Consider the following 21,822-nt stretch of genomic DNA (forward strand, 5'->3'; position numbering starts at 1 on the left):
TCCGCTTTGCTGTAAACAAGAGAAGACAAAGATGATAGTCTCTCCTGTTTACTTCTCAGCAAAAAACATCATAGCATTTAAACAGCACTAGTTAATTTTCTTAGCTGAGCCTTCAAGCTGAATAAAATTTTTCACTGTAGTGTTACTTCCGCAAGACTCGCGTACGATTAGTTCATCTTTTAATACAAACTTTTTTTGTTCTAACGCTTTTCCGCTCATTAATCCAAGCAGTAATTCCATCGCTTTTTTTCCAATTTCATATTTAGGCTGCTCAATCGTTGTAATATGAGGTTCAATGATATCCGACATTTTAGAATTATCAAACCCGACTACAGCTATATCTTCAGGCACCTTTAAACCGCTGTCTTTTGCGGCTTTTATCGCTCCTATCGCCATTTCATCGTTAAAAACAAATACGGAAGTTGGCCGTTGTTCTAACGATAATAAGCGAATCATTTGATGATAACCGGACTCTAAGCTGAAATCTCCTTCTTGAATAAAAGCGGAATCCACGGGTAAATCGTGACTAATCATCGCTTGGCGGTACCCTTTTAATCGATCACGGCTTAAGATAACATTCATAGGACCAGTGATATGCGCGATTTTGGTATGCCCAAGGCTTATTAAATGCTCCGTTATTTTTCGCGCCCCGCTAATATTATCAATAGATACGGTAGAGATATCTAAGCCATCTATATACTCGCACGCAAGAACCGTAGGGAACTGTCTGGAGACTTGTTCAATTCTGTCTTTATCCATGCGGGCTGTTAGAAGGATCATGCCGTCCGCTTGCTTTTGGAATAATAAATCAACAAACTCTCCTTCTCGCTCAATGTCATTTTCTGTATCTCCTAAAATTACTCGGTAGCCGCTTTTAATGGCCGTATGCTGAATTCCTTTAAGAACTTCAGAAAAAAACGGGTGGGTAATATCAGGAACAACTACTAAAATGGTTTTTGTTTCTTTTTTCCTGAACTGTCTTGCGATAATATGGGGCTGATAATTTAATTCTTCAATGGCTTTTAAGACTTTTTCCTGCGTTTCTTTGCTTACTAGGTGGGGCTGACTAAGAACTCGCGAGACAGTAGCTGGAGCTACATTAGCTAGTTTGGCCACATCACTCATTTTAACTGACATACGTTCACTCACCTTTATCTGTAGTAATTAACATTTTATAATAAAAAGTTCTATCGGTTTTGCATCCATCTCTATTATACCTTACCAGCATAATAAAGCCTCTCTTTATCATCATGATGGAGGCCGAATAGAACAATTAAGACTATTTTAAACTAGCTATGCCCACAAGTTCTGATCTTCTTTCAAGCATAAACCATGAAAAGTGATGCAAAACATATCTTTTTATGTTTCGCATCACTTCAGTCGATCACGTTAAATGTTTAGGCCTTCTTTAATATTTAATCCTTCTCTGATCGACTTTAACGTTACTTCGTTTGACCATTCTGGTCGATCAGGGTAGGCAAATACAGAGTTTGTTACGATGCCGTCAAATTTAATTTCTCTTAATTTGCGATACAGTGCGTCAAAATCAATTTCTCCTTCACCAGGATTTAAATGCTGGTGAATCGTTACCTTCGCATCAGGCGGATTTACAATATAGCGCAGTCCAAACGCTGCTTTATGGTTAAGCGTATCAGCGATTAGAACATGTGCGAGCAAATCACCCGCTTCATCAATGTGCTTTGCTACATCGCCAATGCCATCGTCATAAAAGAAAGCATGAGGGACAGAATAGACTAATTTAATCCAGTCTTTGTCCAGCGCACGAATCATTGCAATAGCTTCTGTATTTAACTCAATAAAATCATTTGGATGCGATTGAAGGTTAAGCTTAATTCCTTCTTTTTCAAAAATCGGCATCAGCTCTTCCATCGATTTAACAAAAGCCGCTTCACTTTCAACAGGCCGGCTCTTGTCACCGCTGAATTCACTGTTCATTAAATCTACTTCCAACTCAGAAGTAATTTCGATTGTACGCTTCCAGTTCCTTACTGCCGCTTCACGTTCCTGCTCATTTGGTGAAGACCACTGCTGCACCGGAAGCACAGAAGAAATCTTTACCCCAGCATCGGCACAGTATCTTTTTAAGTCTTTTATACGCTGTTTATCAACCTTTGGGTATTCATAAAACCAAATAAAATCTTTGCGCGGAGATAACTCTACGTATTCATAACCTAATCTTGCAACTGTATCAATCGTATCTTTTAAACTTGTATTATCACGGTAATGTGACGGATCATATGCTAAACGCAATTTAAAGCTCCCCTTTCTTTTATGCGCACCAGACGTGCCCATCCCCCAGTATTTTAATGTGATCTATGAGTAAGCTGTTTCATAATCAGAACGTTCTTACGCTTACATTTTGCCTGCTGCGGTTAACGTTTTATGATAGAAGTCAGGACGTTCGCCTAACGAAATAGGAACAATATTTCCTGATTTTTTCGCTTCTAAGCAAGCATCTGAAGTAACGGCAGCCACATAACCATCCCAAGCTGTTGGTCCATTCACTTCGCCTTTAAGCGTTGAATTAATCCAGTCTTGAAGCTCTGTATCATAAGAGTCAATGAATCGATCTTTCCAATCTACTAAAATTTCAGTAGATTTTTTTGCTTCACTGCGCAACACAACGCTTGAAGGCTCAGGTAAATTAGCGATTCCTGTTTCTCCTACTACTTGACATTGAATATCATAGCCGTACTGGCAGTTTACAAAAACCTCCGCATCAATTCGAACGCCTTGCTTTGTTTCAAGCAGCACCATGATTGGATCTTGCAAATGTTCAAGTGCCTTGCTCGTTTTTCGCGGTGCCACGATTTGAACCGATACATAATCGTCATTTAATAACCAGCGCAAAACGTCAATTTCATGGATGAATGTATCAACGATTGACATATCGCCTGTATATGTATCAGGTACCGTAGGGTTTCTGTGTGCGCAGTGAACCATTAATGCTTCACCAATTTGCCCGCTTTCAATCACTTTCTTTAAAGCGCGATACCCTGTATCGTAGCGGCGCATATAGCCAACTTGCACCAATGGCTTGGCGTGTGTAATTTCAGCGTCAACGATTCTTTTGCAGCCTTCTGCCGTTGTAGCAAGCGGCTTTTCGCAAAATACAGGTTTTCCAGATTCAATTGCCGCTAGCACAAACTCCTCGTGCGTCGGTCCCCAAGAAGTCACAACAACTGCATCTACTTCTTCTGATTTAATTAACTCATGTCCATCATCGTAAATAACGGCATCCAAGCTTTGATTTTTTACAACAGCTTTTGCTTGTTCTTGATTTACATCCGTAACCGCAACAATTTTTCCGCCTGATAACGTATTTGTAATTCTTCTAATATGATCTTGTCCGATTGCTCCTGTTCCAATAACACCAATTTTTAACACCATAATCTATGGCCTCCTTTAATATGTGAGCTTTAAAAATAGAAATAAATGCTTGCTTCCATACGTTTTATTTTGCTTTAAAAACTTTATATGACGCTTCTTTCTTATCCCATGCCGCTGCAAAAGCAGTAGCGGTTAACCCTAAGGCTGCTGCAAAAAAGAAGCCTGCTTTAAGTCCCATCCAAGAATTTAATATTCCTGCAGCAAAAGGACCTCCGAATATTCCTAACGCATACAGCGCTTGGTAGCCTCCCATCGCTGTAGCTCTTTTTTCTACAGCTATTTTTTCAATAGACATTCCTAACATAAGAGGAAACACTAATCCTAATGAAAACCCGTTCACGCTTTGAATGAAACAAAGCAAGATTTTATTTTCTGTTATAGGAATCATGCAAGTAAAGAATGCAGCTAGAAAAAATGCAGCCTTCAAGATCGTCCATTTTCCAAAGCGCCAAACAAATAGCTTTTCCATAATAAGAGGAGCAGCTGCATGAGGGATCATAAAGGAAAAGACAATCAAACTCAGCTCGCTCTCTTTAAATCCTGCGCTTAATGCGTACGCAGGAGTAAAACCAAACATGGTCGTAAAAATAATGCTGTGTGCTAAAATAGACAGCAGCGAAATTTTTAATAGCGACGGCTCTTTTATTACGCTCATTAGTTCTTTAAGCTTTATAGGCGATCTCTTTACGTTCTCTTTGGGCTCGTAAATGAAAAGAGAAAGAATAGCGCCTATTACACTCAAGATTGTTCCTATCCAAAACGGAGCCTGCCATCCCCACTCACTTACAATGTAACCGCTTAAACTCATTCCCAAAAGCTGAGCCAAAACCACTATAAACGAAATGATATTCATAGCACGAGTAGTTTTTTCACGTTCAAAGTAGCTTGAATATAAAATCGTAAAGGCAACCCACGTTGCCGCTGCCAATCCAGCCAAGCAGCGTGATATAAACACGCCTATTAAGCTATCGGTCAACGAAAACAGCAGGCAGCTTGACATGCTGGCTATCATGCCGAAGATAACAAACGGTTTTCTCATTTTCACAAAGTCTGAAAAGATACCGAGCGGAAGGCGACATAATAGCTGCATGAGTCCATAGCTGCTTAACACTAAACCAATAAAGGCATACTTGCCTCCCAGCCCTTCCATATAAGGAGACAAAATAGGTACGTAAATAAACTGCGAGAACCAAAAGATAAATGAAACGACTGCAAAAAGATACTTATCTTTGACGCTACTTATAGCACTCAACTAATCACTTCCATTTTGTTACTGTGAAAAAACCGACTTTTATTTTTTTATACGATTGTACTACAGGGTACTAGCAAATGCCGGTAGTATCCCATAGTACGATAAGTAAATTCTTAGTAGCGTGCCGTAACCATTTTCTTTCTTGTATAGAACTCTACGCCGTCTGTACCGTTGGCATGTAGATCGCCGTAGAAAGAGTCTTTCCAGCCTGAGAATGGGAAGAACGCCATAGGTGCCGGCACCCCTACGTTCACTCCTAGCATGCCTGACTCAATATTTTCACGGAACTCACGTACGCTTGCGCCGCTGTCTGTATAGATACAAGCTCCGTTTGCGAATCGAGAGTTATTGGCAACGTCAATTGCTTCTTCTAACGTTTTTACACGCACGATAGAAAGCACCGGTGCAAAGATTTCGTCTTGCCAGATTTTCATTTCTTGTGTAACGTTATCAAAAATAGTTGGTCCAACAAAATAGCCGTTATCTTTTACCGCATGATCTTCACGGCCGTCACGAACTAAGCGAGCTCCTTCTTCTACGCCAGATTCAATATAGCTAAGCGTACGTTCTTTATGGTTTTCACGAATAACCGGTCCTAAGAAAACATCTTCTTCTAATCCGTTTCCAATGACGATGTTGTTTGACTCTTGAACGAGTCGTGAAATTAATTCATCTGCCACGCCTTCTTGCACCGTTACGACAGATGCTGCCATGCAGCGTTCACCTGCTGAGCCGAAAGCAGCTCCGATAATTTGTTTTGTTGCTACGTTTAAGTCCGCATCGTTTAATACGATTGAGTGGTTTTTAGCACCCGCTAATGCTTGAACACGCTTTAAGTTTTCTGTACCTTTTTTATACACATACTCAGCTACTGGCTGTGAACCTACAAACGAAATTGCTTTCACTAATTTATGTTCAAGAAGGCCATTTACCACATCATGCGCGCCGTTTACAATGTTTAATACGCCTTTTGGCAATCCAGCTTCTTCAAATAATTCTACTAATCTTGCTGCTAAAAGCGGCGTGCGCTCAGACGGCTTTAATACAAACGTATTACCGCAAGCAATCGCAAGAGGGAACATCCAGCAAGGAACCATCATCGGGAAGTTGAACGGCGTAATTCCGCCAATAACACCGATTGGATAGCGATACATGCCAGACTCAATGCCCGTAGCGATATCAGGAAGCTGTTTTCCCATCATTAACGTAGGAGCACCTGCTGCAAATTCTACGCATTCAATTCCGCGCTGCACTTCTCCGCGCGCTTCATTAAAGCTCTTTCCGTTTTCAAGCGTCACAAGTTTCGCTAATTCGTCCCAGTTATCTACTAATAGCTGCTGATATTTAAATAGAATACGCGCACGTTTTGGCACCGCAGTTTTTGCCCATCCTTTGAATGCTTCATTCGCAGCTTGTACCGCTTGATCTACATCTTCTTTTGTTGAAAGAGGCACCTCTGCAATGACTTCACCCGTTGCAGGGTTATAAACTGGTTCTGTTAGACTTGTAGTTGAATCCACCCATTCGCCGCCAATATAGTTTTTTACTGTTTTTACTGTTGTTTGTGTCATGTTCATTCTCCTCTCAATTTTTGATTACGCTTGTTGCAGAACTTCTTCAGCTGTCTCCATAAACTGCTTAATTTCTTCTACCGTTGGCATTGCATCTGAAGAACTGTGTTTTGAAATAACGATGGAAGCAGAAGCACCGCCAAATCTCATCGCTTCAGGAATTGTAAACCCTTGCATTAACCCGTAGATAAAGGCAGATGCGTAGGAGTCGCCAGCTCCAAATGTTTTGAGCACTTTCGTTTTAAAGATGCCGCCTCGATGAGACTGGCCGTCTTTTGTATAAGCAATCGATCCTTCTCCTCCGTGCTTGATGACAACAATCTTAGCATGATGAGAAAACCATCGTTCAGCTGTAACTTGGTCATTTGATTCTTCATAATTTAAAAGCTTTTCCATCATATCGAATTCTTCTCGCGTACCGATAATCACGTCTGATTTTTCTGCCGCTAAATTATAGTAGACGGCAGTCTCAGCTTCTGACTCCCACGTGTACGGACGGTAGTCAACGTCAAAAAATACAACTACGCTATGTTTTCGCGCATATTCAAGAGCAAGAAACACGGCTTCTCTTGAAGGACTTTTAGCAAGAGCCGTTCCAGAGATAAGGAGCGCTTTTGATTGCTTGATATACTCTTCAGAAACCTCTGTTGGATCAAGCTTTAAGTCTGCCACATTATCACGGTACATCAGGATGCTGCACTCTTCAGGACTTTTAATTTCAGTAAAGGCCAGTCCCGTTACGGCTCCTGTTTGATCAACTACAATGCCTTCCGTGTTAATGTTATGTTGATTTAAATACCGGGTGCTGAAGCGGCCCATTTGGTCGTCTGACACTTTTCCAATAAAGCCTGTCTTCATTCCAAGCCTTGAAAGACCGATAGCGATGTTAGCAGGAGATCCTCCTACGTATTTTGTAAACGTCATCGTGTCTTCCATCGGGCGATTAAATTCATTTGCATTTAAGTCGATGCAAAGCCTTCCTACTGCAAGAAGGTCAAATCGCTTTTGCGAATCGAATGTTAAATAACTCATAGTCACGTCGTCTCCTTACTTTAATGCTAATTTTTCTTCCATAATCCATTCATGGTCTTTGCTATTGTTAAATTTCCATGTTCGCACAGGACCAGCCATGACGTTTAAATAATAAACTTCATAACCTGGAGGCGCTGATACCGGGTGATAGCCTTTAGGAACCAAGACTGCATCTCCATCTTTAATGATCATTGTTTCATCTAGAGATTGATCGTCCGTATATACTCGCTGAATCGCAAATCCATGTCCTGGGTTGACTTTATGATAGTACGTTTCCTCTAAATACGATTCATGCGGCAAGTTATCTTGATCGTGCTTATGAGGTGGATAGCTTGACCAGTTTCCTTCCGGCGTAAACACTTCCACTACTAGCAGACTATCAGCCGGCTTTTGTTCAGGAAGAATATTATGGACTTGTCTTGCGATATTTCCTGCTCCGCGATGTTCTACGCCCACATCCTGCGGCGTAATTAAACGAGCAGGGTATGTACCTTTTCCAGGTGCTGCGCACACCGCGATTTCCAAGTCGGTTACAGCTTCTACTTCATAATGATCATCATTTGATATATATACGGAATAGGGAGGAATTTTTTCAAAGATATCCATTCGCTGTCCGATGCTTTCCCATTTTTCTTCCTTTGTCGAAACGTTGGACTTACCGGTTAAAATCACAATACAAACCTCTTGATTTTCCGTGTTCTTTTTAAGCTTCTGACCTTTTTTTAATGAGTAAACGTCAAAGCCAATGTACTCCCATCCTGCAGATTCCGGCGTGATGCTTAGTACGTTTCCATCGCTGTCAGCTGTTTTTGTCGGTACAATTAAATCAGCCATTCCTTTCCACACCTTTCTATTTCTTATTTTTTAACGTATTTATGCTAGGGACACTCTTTAATCAAGCAAACTGGATATTCTAGCTTTTTAAAAGATTAATATTTTCTTGCTTTTTGCAACTGACTTTCTTTGCCTTCAAACGCCTTTTGAACGTCTGAGCTTTCAGATACGGCTGCTACTCCTACGTGCCACCAAGAATCGTAGCCGTCCGTCATTGTTTTTGGAAGAACTTTAATGTCAATCAGTGTACTAACACTTTGTTTTTTTGAATCTTCAATGGCATATTCAAGCTCTTCCATCGTATACACTTCATATGTTTTTGCTCCGTACGCAGCTCCAGATTGAGCAAAGTTGATGCGCATAATATCTCCATCAAGCTGCCCCGTCCGTGGATTACGAACGCGGAATTCTGTGCCGAAGCTTTCAATTCCATTATCCATCTGCAAGTTATTGATACAGCCAAAGCCGGAATTATCAAAAAGAACAATATTTATTTTAATTCCTTCTTGAATGCTCGTTACCAGCTCACTATGAAGCATTAAGTAGCTTCCGTCTCCTACCATCGCATACACTTCTTTATCCGGCTCAGCCATCTTAGCGCCCAAGGCAGAAGCAATTTCATAGCCCATACATGAATATCCGTATTCAAGGTGATACGTATTACGTTCATTTGAGATCCACATGCGCTGAAGGTCACCCGGGAGGCTTCCCGCTGCACATGTAATAATAGAATCAGGTGCAATTAGTTCATTTACTTTACCAAGCACAGTCGTTTGGACAAGTTCGGTGCTTAGGCTATCTTTATACTCCGACAGGTTTTGATCAAAATGTCCTTTAATTTCCGGAATAAATTCTTCGCCTGTGTATGCAATATTTTTTAAACGAGTCAGCTCTTGATTCCATTCTGATTTAGCTTCTTCAATTTCAGTTTCATAGCCTGATTTATAGCCTTCTAACGCAGACGAAAGAGCTTCAAGACCCACTTTGGCATCCGCGACAATTTTAGTAGCCTCCAGTTTTGATGCGTGAAATTCAGAAATGTTAATGGTTAATACATCCGTCTCAGCGTAAAACAGTTTTGAAGAAGTCGTAAAATCTGTGAAGCGTGTGCCAACACCAATAATTAAATCCGCAGATTGCGCTATTTTATTAGCAGCGCTGTTACCCGTTACGCCAACTCCTCCTAGATTTAAAGGATGATTGCTTTCAAGACCGCTTTTTCCAGCTTGCGTTTCGCTAAAAGGAATATGAAACTTTTCAGCAAATGCAGCAAATGTATCCGCAGCCTCTGAATAACGAACGCCGCCGCCTAAAATAAGAAGAGGCTTTTTCTTTGATTTAATCAGCTCCACTGCATTTCTGATACTTTCTTGCGAAGGCTCGCGGCGTTCAATCAGGTGGGTACGCTCACGGAAGAAACTTTCTGGAAAATCCCACGCTTCCCCTTGTACATCCTGCGGAAGCGCGATTGTAACGGCCCCTGTATCTGCGGGATCTGTTAATACACGCATCGCATTGATCATAGCTGACATCAGCTGTTCCGGACGGCTGACTCGATCCCAGTACTTGCTGACGGACCGGAAAGCATCATTTGTAGAAAGAGATAAATCATGTGTTTGTTCAATTTGTTGAAGAACCGGGTCCGGCTGGCGAGTTGCAAACACATCGCTTGGCAAAAGCAAAACCGGAATATTGTTTGCAGTAGCTGTAGCAGCCGATGTAACCATATTCGCTGAGCCTGGACCAACGGAAGAAGAGCAGGCCATGATTTGCTTTCGATGTTTTTGTTTTGCAAAAGCTACTGCAGCATGAGCCATTCCCTGCTCGTTTCTGCCTTGATACACTTCAAGCTCCCCTGGGTTTTCCTGCAGCGCTTGCCCGATCCCCACCACATTTCCATGTCCAAAAATGGTGAATACTCCTTTGATGAAGCGTTCTTTTTTTCCATCAAATTCTACATATTGCTGATTTAAAAATTTTACTAAAGCTTGACTCGTTGTTAACCTTATCGTTTTCATATACCTTCCTACCTTATCTTCTGAAATTAATCACCATCAAATTGATTTTTCTACCCTTTTTTCACATTTTATATGAAATCGATTTCATTCAATATAATAAATGAGGTTCTATCCTTTTACTTCCTAGCTCTTTCCTTTGTTTCAGCTGCTATTTAGCGATGAGACAAATACTTTCAGCCCCTGCACTTTTTAACGCTTGAAGATGGAGAAAAGCTCGAAAATCCATCATAAATTCCACTTTCAAATGAAATCGATTTCATTTGGTGTTAAAAAAATATTTTTCAAACTTCATCCTTAACTTCCCCATCAATTTTCCATGCTCTGTCTTACCTGTAAAACCAATTTTATTATACATGTAGATCTGTTTGATGAAATCGATTTCATTTAGTTTTAAAAGCGCTTTCTTATCTATGAACCTAGTTTATAATATTCAGTTTACTTTGTAAACACTTTTTTTAAAATTTTGTTAGTTTATCTTTTTATTCACTGTAACCGCTTTATAGAGGAGCACGATGTGAAGAAAAAAGAAAAGGCATACTTCTATGTATGCCTACTGGCTCTAGATCTAAGCATATGTATAATAACTCAAAAACACTTATTCTTCCGCAAGGATAAGCGTAATCTCATTTTCTTTTGCATAGTGCTGATAGCTGACGTCCACTTTATCTGTAATTAAATAATCCACTTCATGCAGCTGACAATACGTAATCATTGCATACTTATCAAATTTTGTATGATCTGCTAATAAAAACACTTTTGTACTTCTTTTTATAACCGTTTCTTTGATTTCACTTTCAACGGGCGATGAATTGGTAACGCCATTTGATATGGAAATACCCGTAGAAGCCATAAATACTTTATCAAAGTTGTAGTTCTTTACAGGATTGGCGTGGTTAAAGCTTGAAAAAGATTGAGTTTCACGCTCGAGATAGCCGCCCGTAGAAATTACTTTTAACGCATCAAAAGGCAAAGCTTTTACTATAACATCTAAACTATTGGTAACAATCGTTATCGATTTGTCTTTTAGAAACTCAATCATCTCTAACGTGGTGGTTCCTGAATCAATAAAGATGACGTCTCCGCTTTCTACGTACTGAGCTGCCGTTTTGGCAATTAAACGCTTTTGAAACTGGTTTCTTGTTTGTCTTTCATTAAATGATTCAAGCTTCACATGATTAACGGCTACTCCGCCATATACTTTTTTAATATGCCCTTCATCCACTAACTTTTGAACGTCGCGTCGAATCGTGTTTTTGGAGACTTCAAACACCGAAACCAAATCATCTAATGAGACAGATTCATGTTCAAAAACATACTCTTGAATTTGTTGAATTCGCTTCGTTTTTAACATTTCTACCTCCTCCGTTTATCTTTCTTTTCGCTTTTTTGTTACTTACTATTATAACCTTTACAAAAGGCATTTTCTAGAAGAGTAACTGCTAAAACAAAGAGAGATTGAGACCCTATCAAAGAAAAAATCCGAACGAGCTGGATTTTCTATCAAGAATCTCCATTCATCGTTCGGATCTTGCTTCAACTGTAATGCTTTTGTCTCAGCCTCTTTTTTATTAAGCTTTATGACTTGTATGAAACTCTCTCATTTTCTCTTTTACAGTCGCCATAACCGCTTCTTTTCCCGGTGTAAGAATGGTTCGCGGATCATACACGTCACTGTCGCTTTCCAACGTGTGACGGACAGCGCGCGTCCAGGCCTGAAGGCACTCGGTGTTCACATTAATTTTCGCATGTCCAAGAGCTATTGCTTTTTGAATTTGGTAGTTTGGTATACCAGAACCTCCGTGTAACACCAGCGGCACATCTGTTAAGTCAGCTATTTCTTTCATTTCATCAAAGCCCAGCTGCGGTTCGCCTTGGTACTGTCCGTGAACTGAACCTAAAGCAGCTGCCAAAGCATCGACTCCCGTTTCTTTTACAAGACGCAGACATTCAGCGGGATCAGCGTACACGATGTTGCCAACAAGCCCATCTTCCATCCCTCCGACTGTTCCGACTTCAGCTTCAACTGAGACATATTGAGCACCAGCATAGTCTACTACTTGCTTAGTCATGGAAATATTTTCATCAATTGGGTAATGAGAACCGTCAAACATGACCGAGCTAAATCCAGCGTCGATAGCTTTTTTACATCTTTCTACACTCATACCGTGATCTAAGTGAAGCGCGACAGGAACAGTAATATTCATTTCCTCTAACAAACCTTCGATCATGCCTACAATGGTTTTAAATCCGCCTAAATAGTCGACAAGCCTGTCTGAAACGGCTGCAATGACAGGCGCTTTTTCCTCTTCGGCAGCTTGTAAAATAGCCTGTGCCCACTGCAGGCTGTTAATATTATACTGACCAACCGCATAGTTTCCTTTTTTAGCGGCATGAAGCATATCTTTCATTGATACTAGTTTTGAAGATACTAACGTCACTGACTAACACTCCTTATCATGAATATGATTTTGTTGTTTCAAAGCTGTAGTATTCTGAGATAGCCTTAATAGTTGTCTCTTTAGCTGTCTTAATTGCTTCTTCCGCACTTAATTGATAATATTCAGGTCGGAATAGCTCCACAGATACCGCGTCTTTGTAGCCTTTTTCTTTTAATGTTGAGAAAATAGCGTCTAAATCAATCGCTCCTAGACCTGGCCATACTCGATCTTCATCTGTTAAGAAGCCAATAGGAAAATCTTCCGTGTCATCGATATGAACGATAAATATTTTGGAAATATCCGCTTGTTTTAAGTCTTCTAATTTTGACCCCATCGCATGGAAGTGGAAGCAGTCAAGTACTAACCCTACGTTATCTCGGTTCACAGCTTGAACAATATCATAAGCTTGACCAAACGTATTAACCGTACACTGAGGATGACCTACAAACTCAACGGCGATTTTAACTCCGTAAGGTTCAGCCAATTCCGATAATTCATTCAGCACTTGTACGCAGCTATTCTTAATCTCTGCTTTTATGATTTTTTGTTCCGTTACTAAAGGAACGGCTACGATATAGGGAGCACCTATCTTTTGGGCGGTTTCTAGCATACCCTTAAACTCTTCTATAACTTCCTTGTACTCTGTTTCACTGCGGTTATTAAAGAAAACTAAAGCGTTCAACGCGAGCGGTTTAATATGATTTGTATTAAAAAACTGCGCTAAATCATCCATTGAGTGACTTTCCAAATACTCAGGCAGTTTATCCATTGTACGAATTTCAATATAGTCATATCCGTGCTTGTTGCAATACTCCAGGTCTTTTTTAAGATTTGAATTTTCTAAAGTTGTTGCTTCGTTAAAACATAGTTTCATTTTCATTCTCTCCATTCTTTACTTAAATAATTTTATTGTCATTGATTACGTCAGAGCTTTCATTATCATATTTGCGGAAGCTTTGTTCCAATTCTTCAAGCGTAAGCCCTTTTGTTTCCGGTAAAAATTTTTTAACAAATAGAATCGCTCCGATTCCGAGTACAACAAAGACAAAAAACGTAGTGGATAAGCCAATGCTGGCCAGTAAAACAGGAAACGTTAACCCTACAAGGAAGTTAATTCCCCATAGACAAAATACGGTAACACCCATCCCTAAGCCTCTTAAACGTAAAGGGAAAATTTCTGAAAGCATTAGCCAGGTTACCGGAGATATAGCTCCTTGCTGAAACGCAAGAAACGTAATCGTCAGTGCTAATACGATATATGGAAGAGCCGCAGACCCTTCAAATACAAGAGAAAATATACCAATCAGCAGCAGGGCAGTAGTCGTTCCTACCAATCCCGTTATAAGCATTGGTCTGCGTCCAACTTTACCCAGCAGCCAAATCCCTACAAAAGTGGCTAAAACGGAGATGACTCCATTTCCGATATTTCCAATAAGAGCAGCTTCCGTTTGAAAACCCGCGTCTTTTAAAATTTCAGTACCGTAATACATAATGGAGTTTACGCCGGTAATTTGCTGTACGACAGCAATTCCAATACCAAGAAAAACGACTCTTCGAACCCATGGAGTTGTTAAGTCTTTAAACGTTGCTTTTTCCATTTTCGCTTCTTTCTCGTAAGCGCTCTCAATCTCCTGCAGCTCTGATTTAGCTCTTTTATTTTCTCGTATCTTTTGAAGAACCGTTAGCGCTTCGTCATTTTTCCCTTTTGACACAAGCCAGCGCGGACTTTCTGGTACTCTAAGCATGCCAAAGAATAAAAAGACAGCTGGAATGGCAGCGATTGGCAGCATATATCGCCAAACGTGAGGGTTTTCTCCTAGCATATTTCCGATAATCGCGTTAAACGTAAAGGCAAGAAGTTGACCAGTAACAATCATAAGTTCATTTTGAGTTACCATTTTTCCTCGGCTTTCAGCTGGTGACATTTCAGCTAAATATGTCGGTACGGTAACAGATGCGCCCCCTACAGCAAGGCCTAATAGGAAACGGCAAAGAATCATAACAGCTGCGTTTGGCGAAATTGTACATCCAATTGTGGAAACAAAAAATAGAATGGCGAGATACAGAATCGTTTTACGCCGCCCGTTATAATCTGCTAGCCTGCCGCCTACCACTGCACCAAATGCAGCACCAAACAACAGAGCGCTCGTTACAAGACCTTGAGTAAAAGAGTTGAGATTCAATTGATCAGATTCAGACATATAAGGCAGTGCCCCGTTAATAACTCCCGTGTCATATCCAAAAAGCAGTCCACCAAACGTAGAAACTAAAATGATCGTACGTAAAAATGAATGTTGATTTCCCTGTTTACCCATGCTAATTCCCCCGTCTTATTTTAAGAATGAATAACTAACTTTTCGTTAATGTACTTTCGGGCCATTAAAGCATATTCCAATGGATGCGCAATAGAAGGGTCCTGTTCCGCCTCCACTACAATCCATCCTTTGTAATTGTAATCAACTAACGCTTTATACACGCTTGTAAAATCTACACATCCATCACCCGGCACGGTAAACATACCGGCTAGAAACGACTGCAAAAATGACTTTCCTTCTTTTTTGCACTGCTCCAGCACGTTTCTTCTTGCATCCTTAAAATGAACGTGTTTAATACGATCTATATGTTTATGTAATAGCTCCATATAGTCTCCGTCAGAAACGTAAATATGTCCCGTATCATATAAAAGATGAACATGATTTGCGTCGGTTCCTTCCATTAACCGATCAATTTCAGCTAATGTTTGTACACCTGTCCCCATATGGTGATGATAGACAAGACGTAAACCGTATTCTGCTGCGATTTTCCCCAGCTCATTTAATCCTGCACATAAAGCTTCCCATTCTTGATCACTGAAATAAGGTTTTTCAGCAAAAACATTTCTTTCAATCCCTTGAACACTGTAAGTTTGCTCAGATACGACCGCCACATCAGCATGCACTTCCTGCAGATACTGACAATGTTTGTGAAATAAATTTGACGTCTCCTCTATGCCGTCACGAATGATAAAACTGCTAAACCACTGCCCTGCGATTCTTAAATTTCGAAGCTCAAGCTCTTTGTTTAATATGCTGGGTTCAGGAAAAAAACCTCCCACTTCCGTTCCTTGAAAGCCTGCTACGACGATATCGCTTAACAGATGCTGCAATGTGTTTCCTGCACCAATTTCAGGAATATCATCATTTCTCCAGCCGATTGGAGCAATTCCCCACAGAATATTTTCGTTTCCCATTTTGATTCCTCATTTCCCCTTATTGTGTAATGCTGCCTCACTAGCCATAGATAGTGATAAAACTTACCAATCTTATAACTCTACAAATGAAATCGATTTCATTTGTAGGTAAAAAAACCCTTTTGTTATGTGTTGGTTAAATATTGGTTAAGTTTGAATTAATATTAATATTAAAAACGCTTTCAGTCAATAATAAAATTTCAGAATTTTTTATACACGGCATCTGCCTAAAAGCTTATTCCTTCTAAAAATGCTAGTTATAAAAGGTTATCATATCCACTTATATAACCACACAAAAAAACTTTACCTACTGTTATTCCAACAATAGATAAAGCTTTTATCAGCAAATTTATATTTCTTATTTTAATAGCATTATTATTTAGTATGAATTTATGGAATAGATTTATAAAAAAATGACCTGCATCTTTTATAGTCAGTTTCCTTTTACTTTTATAATAGCTTCTCCGTAGCTTGTCATTGACGTTTTAAATTCAGTTATGAACTGTTCTATTTTTGAAATAGATTTTTTCATTTCATCGTCCCCTTTGCCTCTTCTATAGCTCTATTATCAACAATTGTCTGCTGTTTGACAAAGTCAGTGGAAACGGAAACATTCCGCATGAAAACGTACACATACCTGTTAAAAGAGGAAAATCTTCTCATTTGCTTAGTATTTCATCATTTTTCTTTGTTTCTTAGGGTCTCTTCTTACGTGTTTTGCTCATCCAACAAAAGGATTTAGGAGAACTTTCCTTTAAAAGCGGCTTTACACTTCGTTCACATTCCCTCGTACTAACAGCAGGATCACTATGTGCATTAACATTAGGCTTACCTTTTCTTCCCTTTCCACTTTTTATCCAAATTACCTCTTGCCTTAAAGTTAACTTTAACGTTTAAGCTAGTTTTATAGTTTTTAAAATACAAAAAAGGGGAAATACAATGCTGATTAAAAGAATGACGGTGCAGCTTTCTGGAGGACTTCAAGCTAGACATACAGCTTTATTTGCACGTGAAGCTTGTTCATTTCAAAGTGACATTTTTATTGCGAAAGATGGAAAATGTGTAAGTGGAAAAAGCATCATGAAGATCATGGCTTTAGCTGTTAAAAAAGGAGATGAAATAACGTTACTGACAAATGGAGTGGATGAACACGCCGCCGCTCGCACCCTCGAAGAATTTCTTTTAACTAAACATAGATAAAAAGCTGCTACACTATCCCTTACTCTCCTTTTTCATAAAATCATAGAAAGTAAAAATTTTTTTCAAAAAAGGGCTTGCTTTAAAGTCGACTTTAACGTTTAAGCTAGTGTTGTAGCTTTTAAATATATCGAATATAGGCAGTGAGTCTAACTGTGTTAACAAACTGGTTATGTTTATGACGAAAGGATTGTGTTTTTACTTATGTGTAATCAACATACAACAACATCACGTGTTCTAAGTGCGCCTTATGCAAAGGCAAAATTCGAGAACACGACAATTGAACGCAGAGAACTGCGAGCAGACGACGTTTTAATTGACATTAAGTTTAGCGGTATCTGTCACTCTGATATTCATAGTGCATTTGATGAATGGGGCGGCGGGATGTTCCCGATGGTTCCTGGCCACGAAATCGCGGGAGTAGTTGAAGCGGTTGGAGAAAACGTAACAAAATACGCAGTTGGCGATCGCGTAGGAGTTGGATGTTTCGTTGACTCTTGCGGAGAGTGCGAGTACTGTGTGAACGGGGACGAGCAATACTGTACAAAAGGCGTTGTTCAAACGTATAATTCGTTGGATTACGACGGAAACCCTACATACGGCGGCTACAGCCAAAAAATCGTCGTAAAAGAAGGATTCGTTGTTCGTATTCCTGATAACTTAAGTATGGATGCAGCAAGTCCGCTTCTATGTGCAGGAATTACGACATTTTCTCCGTTAAAGCACTGGAATGCTGGTCCTGGCAAAAAAGTGGCGATCGTAGGAATGGGCGGTCTTGGACATGTAGCGATTCAATTTGCGCATGCAATGGGTGCTGAAGTGACGGTATTGAGCCGTTCTAACAATAAAAAAGAAGAAGCTCTAAGCTTTGGCGCAGATCATTATTTTGCAACAAGTGATGAAGCGACATTTACTGAATTAGCGGGTCGCTTTGACCTTATCTTAAACACGGTATCGGCTAACCTGAACGTGGATCAATACTTATCCTTACTTCGTGTAGATGGAACGCTTGTTAACGTTGGCGCACCGGCTAACCCAGATCAATACAGCGTATTCTCACTTATCATGGGACGTCGCAGCATTGCTGGTTCACTTGTAGGCGGCATTCGTGAAACACAAGAAATGCTTGATTTTGCGGCTGAACACGGAGTTGCTCCTATGATTGAAGTCATCGATGCTAAGCAAGTAGATGAAGCGTACGAGCGCGTTCTTCGCAGCGATGTTCGCTATCGATTTGTTATTGACATTTCTACACTGTAAATTTAGAGAAAAGCGGGCAGCTAATTGGATTAGCTGCCCGCTTTTTATTCCTTTATAAAATAAGAAAACAAACGGTAAATTAGGCTTTAGATGAAAGCTCTTCCTGATACTTTTGTTCTAATTTATCATAGTAGTCAATTTTCGTTTCCACTTTTCTAAAAGCTGCGTCCAGCTCTCTTTGTTTTTCCATCATTTTCTCTCTATGCTTTTCAAATATCTGCTTGCGCAAACCGATTGTATCATCGCCTTCTTGTGTTAATTCAACAATTTTACGTAATTCTAAAAGAGCGATATCCGTTTTTCGTAAGCAAATAATAAATTCTAGCCACTCGATATCGGACTCGCTAAAAATACGATTTCCGTTCTCATCTCTTTTTATAAAAGGTAAAAGCCCTTGCTGTTCGTAGTATCGAAGCGTATGCGTAGGCAGCCCTACCTTTGCAGCGGCCTCTTTAATATGATATTCCATTCCACTATACCCTCCATCGCCATTCTTAGTACGGCGTTTGCTTTATGTATCTAAGGTTCCCTTTTCACGGGTGCTTTCAACTCATTTTCTAGGTTTCTACTATACGATATATATAATAGATTCCTCTATTTTCTTTGCTATGATATGAGGTAACTGTATAAATAGTATCATAAACATTAAAGTAAACGTTAAGGCAACTTATAAAGAGCTGCCGTGAAGTCAGCAGCTCTTTTCATTTTTATATAAAATACAATTAATCTGCGACCATCACTTTACTTAGTTCATTTAACAAATAATCAAGGGTTTGACTGATTCGAACTGTATTACGACTTGTAAGACCTTCTGTAAGTCCTAACATAACCATGTGCTCTCTTGCTGTTTCGATTTCTGTCATTAAGACTTGCATGACAACTCCTTTATACCACTTCACAGCTCATCACCCCTTTTTACTATACATATATCTCATATGCGGTAATCTTAAACCTATCATACAGGTTTTTGGGGGTGAATAGCGAGTTTTAGAGCTTAAACAGTTTTATTTTTTATAAAGTAAATATACTAATATACTTATTGAACTAGAAAGTATCACTCCACTTTCTGTTAGAAGTTAAGAAAAGGCCTCCTAAATGGAGGCCTTTTCTTATTTCTTATAAAGCAGTCTAATACAAAGCCTTAGCCTCTAAAATATTCTCTATAATACGAACCTTTCTCACACTCTATCTCATAGCGCAGCCTAGTTTGCTTTCTGTAAAGCTCTTCGGACAGCTCATTAAATTCACCTTCTGTGATAGATCCATGAATTAAATTGTTGAATAAATTATTAAGATGTTCAGTTAATTCTTGAAGTTTTTTTTCTTTCAATGAACGTCACCCTTTAAAATAATTTTCATCTCCTAAAATTATATCAAATAAAACGTTTTCATACGATATATTTTTTTAATGAATTATCGTATTAAAGTGATGAAAGTATTTTTTAACCACCGCAACACAATCAAAGAGCTCAGATAAATCATTAATCACATGATTTCAGCAAAAAATAAGTGGATAAAGACCGCGGCCAAAAAGGCAAATGGTATCAACCGTTTTAACAAAAGCATAGGATGAAAAGAAAAATTAAACGAGAAAAGGAGAATGAGTATGCACTATACACCTTATTATCATCAGTGGCAGACCCCAGTGTACTACAGCTGGCAGCCATATAGTTATTATGTGCCGAATCACTATCACACCAGCGAACAGTTTCAGCAAAGAAACGGTAAATTAAAGGACTACGGACCAAGACCATTTGTTATTAACATTAATGAAGCGTCAAAGCAAAACAATACGTACCGCACTGCTTTATGGACGGGAACACATTTACAAGTGACGTTAATGAGTCTTAAGCCCGGTGAAGATATCGGCTTAGAAATCCACCCTAACGTTGATCAATTCCTGCGTATTGAACAAGGGCAAGGCATTGTTCAAATGGGCAAAAGTAAAAACAATCTAACCTTTAAACGAAAAGTCTACGATGATGATGCGATATTTATCCCTGCCGGAACGTGGCATGATGTCACCAATACGGGTACCACTCCGCTAAAGCTTTACTCCATATACTCTCCTCCAAATCACCCATTTGGCACGGTTCATGTGACAAAAGCAAACGCCCTGGCTGAAGAACATTAAAGATGAGCAGAGCGTTATGCAGAATTGGAACGCTTTTTCAGGATCCATACTAAGTAAATAGATGGATGTTGACTAAAGAAGCTCGCTAGAAAATCGGTGTATGACCTTTTCTAGCGGGCTTTTTTTAAACTTGCTATACATAAAGGATTTTCTAGCAAAGGAAAGAATTATAGAATAAAATAATCTTTTTAAACAGTTTAAAATAACTGAAAGGCAAACAGGCGATGAAATTTTTTTATAAAATTCCCAAATCAAACGTAAATCCTTCTCTTAAACTAGCAAGAAAAATTCTATATATCTCTGTAGAAGCAGTCATTATGACCATGCTTGTGATTAAATCTTTTACTGTGGCCTATGAAAATGACATAAATTTAATTCTTGGGCAGTTAAATGAACTAAAAGCTTCGATTGGCGGATTTGGCATAAACGAATCGTTATTTTGGTTTATGATAAAATGCAGTATCTGTACCATCGCTACATTTGATCTTTGCTTATACTTTCGAAAAAAGCTAAAAAGAAACAAAAGAGCTTTGTGATTCATATGCTAAAGTTTTTAGATATATAAATCCACAGTCACCATACTAATAAAAAAAACCGAACAAGTTGGATTCACAATCAAGAATCAAACTCGTTCGGACCTTCCTTTACCTAACATACTTTTGCCCCAGCCTCATGTTAAATAGAAAAATAATAAAAGTAGAGGCATATTACGCCTCTACTTTCTGTTTAGAAATCTACATCGATATCTTCTTGAATGGTTCCGGTCACTTTTTCACTTTTAATTAATTGACCTTCTTTAAATGTTTCTTCTTCCTCATTCCTAACGGGTTTCAGCTGCTTATAAGAAGGAGCTGACGCAGAGCCCAGCTCTTTTTTAAGCAAATGAATTTCGCCTAACAGCTCGGCTCTTAATGAATGAACTAACGATTGAAAATCTTCTTCCCGGCTGTCTTTCTGCCCGTTTTGTTCCACAAGCTTCGCTACATAATCCTGCAGTTCATTTGCCTGTTTGGACTCATACTCCTCACGATTTGCAGCAAGACGTGAATTCATTTCTTTTTTTAGTAAGTCAATTTCGCCCAACAGCTCTTTTCGAAGTGAATGAACGAGCGTCTCCACTTCATTTTCTTTACTCATTTTTTGCAAGTCTTGCTGTATTAGTCTTACTATATAGTCCTGCAGCTCGTTTGCCTGCTGTTTTTCTTTCAGAAATGAAGTCATTTCTGACGGAATGTCAGCAGTGTCGATTGTGAAATTTGCACGTTCATCTCTATTACTTACGGTCTTTTCCCTTGCTCCCATCATATCTGCTGATAGATTGCCAGCTGTCAGAAACGCATTTGATAGTAAGTAAAATGGTGCAGCCATTTGGGAGCTTAGCTGACCGTACCAATCATCTAGTGCTTCCTTAAGGCGAGTGTTTTGATGACTCATATATGCTCCCCC

Annotated in this window: 21 protein-coding genes; 4 read left to right on the forward strand and 17 right to left on the reverse strand. The window is 39.4% G+C overall.

What is annotated here, in order from left to right; all coding sequences use genetic code 11:
- Positions 1–87: 87 nt before the first annotated feature.
- From Q5794_RS17835 to iolE, 13 genes are all read right to left on the reverse strand, one after another.
- Positions 88–1,137, reverse strand: a complete 1,050-nt coding sequence (locus Q5794_RS17835; protein WP_374988245.1) for a LacI family DNA-binding transcriptional regulator — start codon at positions 1,135–1,137, stop codon at positions 88–90.
- Positions 1,138–1,389: 252 nt separating this feature from the next.
- Positions 1,390–2,271 (reverse strand): sugar phosphate isomerase/epimerase family protein, encoded by an 882-nt coding sequence (locus Q5794_RS17840; RefSeq protein WP_025750868.1) that lies wholly within the window; start codon positions 2,269–2,271, stop codon positions 1,390–1,392.
- Between the two features lie 102 nt (positions 2,272–2,373).
- Positions 2,374–3,411, reverse strand: a complete 1,038-nt coding sequence (locus Q5794_RS17845; RefSeq protein WP_374988246.1) for a Gfo/Idh/MocA family protein — start codon at positions 3,409–3,411, stop codon at positions 2,374–2,376.
- Positions 3,412–3,475: 64 nt separating this feature from the next.
- Positions 3,476–4,663, reverse strand: coding sequence for an MFS transporter (locus tag Q5794_RS17850; RefSeq protein WP_374988247.1), 1,188 nt, complete (start codon positions 4,661–4,663; stop codon positions 3,476–3,478).
- A 113-nt stretch (positions 4,664–4,776) separates the two neighbouring features.
- On the reverse strand, positions 4,777–6,234 hold the full coding sequence (locus tag Q5794_RS17855) for a CoA-acylating methylmalonate-semialdehyde dehydrogenase (RefSeq protein ID WP_374988248.1): 1,458 nt from the start codon (positions 6,232–6,234) through the stop codon (positions 4,777–4,779).
- Positions 6,235–6,258: 24 nt separating this feature from the next.
- The gene (gene iolC, locus Q5794_RS17860) at positions 6,259–7,266 is read right to left on the reverse strand and encodes a 5-dehydro-2-deoxygluconokinase (protein WP_064471920.1); all 1,008 of its coding nucleotides are present in this window, start codon (positions 7,264–7,266) and stop codon (positions 6,259–6,261) included.
- A 15-nt stretch (positions 7,267–7,281) separates the two neighbouring features.
- The gene (gene iolB / locus Q5794_RS17865) at positions 7,282–8,100 is read right to left on the reverse strand and encodes a 5-deoxy-glucuronate isomerase (RefSeq protein ID WP_215055087.1); all 819 of its coding nucleotides are present in this window, start codon (positions 8,098–8,100) and stop codon (positions 7,282–7,284) included.
- A gap of 95 nt (positions 8,101–8,195) precedes the next feature.
- A complete protein-coding gene (gene iolD, locus Q5794_RS17870) occupies positions 8,196–10,118 on the reverse strand; it encodes a 3D-(3,5/4)-trihydroxycyclohexane-1,2-dione acylhydrolase (decyclizing) (RefSeq protein ID WP_374988249.1) in 1,923 nt (640 codons plus the stop codon).
- Positions 10,119–10,713: 595 nt separating this feature from the next.
- Complete coding sequence (locus tag Q5794_RS17875) at positions 10,714–11,469, reverse strand: DeoR/GlpR family DNA-binding transcription regulator (RefSeq protein ID WP_374988250.1); 756 nt, start codon at positions 11,467–11,469, stop codon at positions 10,714–10,716.
- A gap of 217 nt (positions 11,470–11,686) precedes the next feature.
- Positions 11,687–12,526: a class II fructose-1,6-bisphosphate aldolase gene (gene fba / locus Q5794_RS17880; RefSeq protein WP_374989231.1), complete on the reverse strand. Its 840-nt coding sequence runs from the start codon at positions 12,524–12,526 to the stop codon at positions 11,687–11,689.
- 46 nt (positions 12,527–12,572) lie between these two features.
- On the reverse strand, positions 12,573–13,430 hold the full coding sequence (gene iolI, locus Q5794_RS17885; RefSeq protein WP_192994655.1) for a 2-keto-myo-inositol isomerase: 858 nt from the start codon (positions 13,428–13,430) through the stop codon (positions 12,573–12,575).
- Positions 13,431–13,452: 22 nt separating this feature from the next.
- Positions 13,453–14,871 (reverse strand): sugar porter family MFS transporter, encoded by a 1,419-nt coding sequence (locus Q5794_RS17890; protein ID WP_164796004.1) that lies wholly within the window; start codon positions 14,869–14,871, stop codon positions 13,453–13,455.
- A 20-nt stretch (positions 14,872–14,891) separates the two neighbouring features.
- The gene (gene iolE / locus Q5794_RS17895; RefSeq protein ID WP_374988251.1) at positions 14,892–15,785 is read right to left on the reverse strand and encodes a myo-inosose-2 dehydratase; all 894 of its coding nucleotides are present in this window, start codon (positions 15,783–15,785) and stop codon (positions 14,892–14,894) included.
- A 939-nt stretch (positions 15,786–16,724) separates the two neighbouring features.
- Here iolE and Q5794_RS17900 point away from each other — a divergent pair.
- Together Q5794_RS17900 and Q5794_RS17905 are read left to right on the forward strand one after the other, a co-directional pair.
- The gene (locus Q5794_RS17900; protein WP_214987436.1) at positions 16,725–16,985 is read left to right on the forward strand and encodes an HPr family phosphocarrier protein; all 261 of its coding nucleotides are present in this window, start codon (positions 16,725–16,727) and stop codon (positions 16,983–16,985) included.
- Between the two features lie 201 nt (positions 16,986–17,186).
- The gene (locus tag Q5794_RS17905) at positions 17,187–18,242 is read left to right on the forward strand and encodes an NAD(P)-dependent alcohol dehydrogenase (protein ID WP_214987437.1); all 1,056 of its coding nucleotides are present in this window, start codon (positions 17,187–17,189) and stop codon (positions 18,240–18,242) included.
- Positions 18,243–18,321: 79 nt separating this feature from the next.
- Here the strand turns inward: Q5794_RS17905 and Q5794_RS17910 are convergent, their stop codons facing one another.
- From Q5794_RS17910 to Q5794_RS17920, 3 genes are all read right to left on the reverse strand, one after another.
- The gene (locus tag Q5794_RS17910) at positions 18,322–18,711 is read right to left on the reverse strand and encodes a MerR family transcriptional regulator (protein ID WP_025750854.1); all 390 of its coding nucleotides are present in this window, start codon (positions 18,709–18,711) and stop codon (positions 18,322–18,324) included.
- Positions 18,712–18,964: 253 nt separating this feature from the next.
- A complete protein-coding gene (locus Q5794_RS17915; RefSeq protein ID WP_235569042.1) occupies positions 18,965–19,141 on the reverse strand; it encodes an aspartyl-phosphate phosphatase Spo0E family protein in 177 nt (58 codons plus the stop codon).
- A gap of 242 nt (positions 19,142–19,383) precedes the next feature.
- Positions 19,384–19,572: a hypothetical protein gene (locus Q5794_RS17920; protein WP_013058178.1), complete on the reverse strand. Its 189-nt coding sequence runs from the start codon at positions 19,570–19,572 to the stop codon at positions 19,384–19,386.
- A 276-nt stretch (positions 19,573–19,848) separates the two neighbouring features.
- Here Q5794_RS17920 and Q5794_RS17925 point away from each other — a divergent pair, with 276 nt between their 5' ends.
- Together Q5794_RS17925 and Q5794_RS17930 are read left to right on the forward strand one after the other, a co-directional pair.
- Positions 19,849–20,376 (forward strand): cupin domain-containing protein, encoded by a 528-nt coding sequence (locus tag Q5794_RS17925; RefSeq protein WP_374988252.1) that lies wholly within the window; start codon positions 19,849–19,851, stop codon positions 20,374–20,376.
- Positions 20,377–20,600: 224 nt separating this feature from the next.
- Positions 20,601–20,912: a hypothetical protein gene (locus tag Q5794_RS17930; protein WP_374988253.1), complete on the forward strand. Its 312-nt coding sequence runs from the start codon at positions 20,601–20,603 to the stop codon at positions 20,910–20,912.
- Positions 20,913–21,102: 190 nt separating this feature from the next.
- On the opposite strand, the gene Q5794_RS17935 is transcribed toward Q5794_RS17930, so the two are convergent.
- Positions 21,103–21,810, reverse strand: a complete 708-nt coding sequence (locus tag Q5794_RS17935) for a hypothetical protein (protein WP_374988254.1) — start codon at positions 21,808–21,810, stop codon at positions 21,103–21,105.
- Between the last annotated feature and the right edge of the window lie 12 nt (positions 21,811–21,822).

The sequence above is a fragment of the Priestia megaterium genome (assembly GCF_041941685.1).
Classification (GTDB): domain Bacteria; phylum Bacillota; class Bacilli; order Bacillales; family Bacillaceae_H; genus Priestia; species Priestia megaterium_C.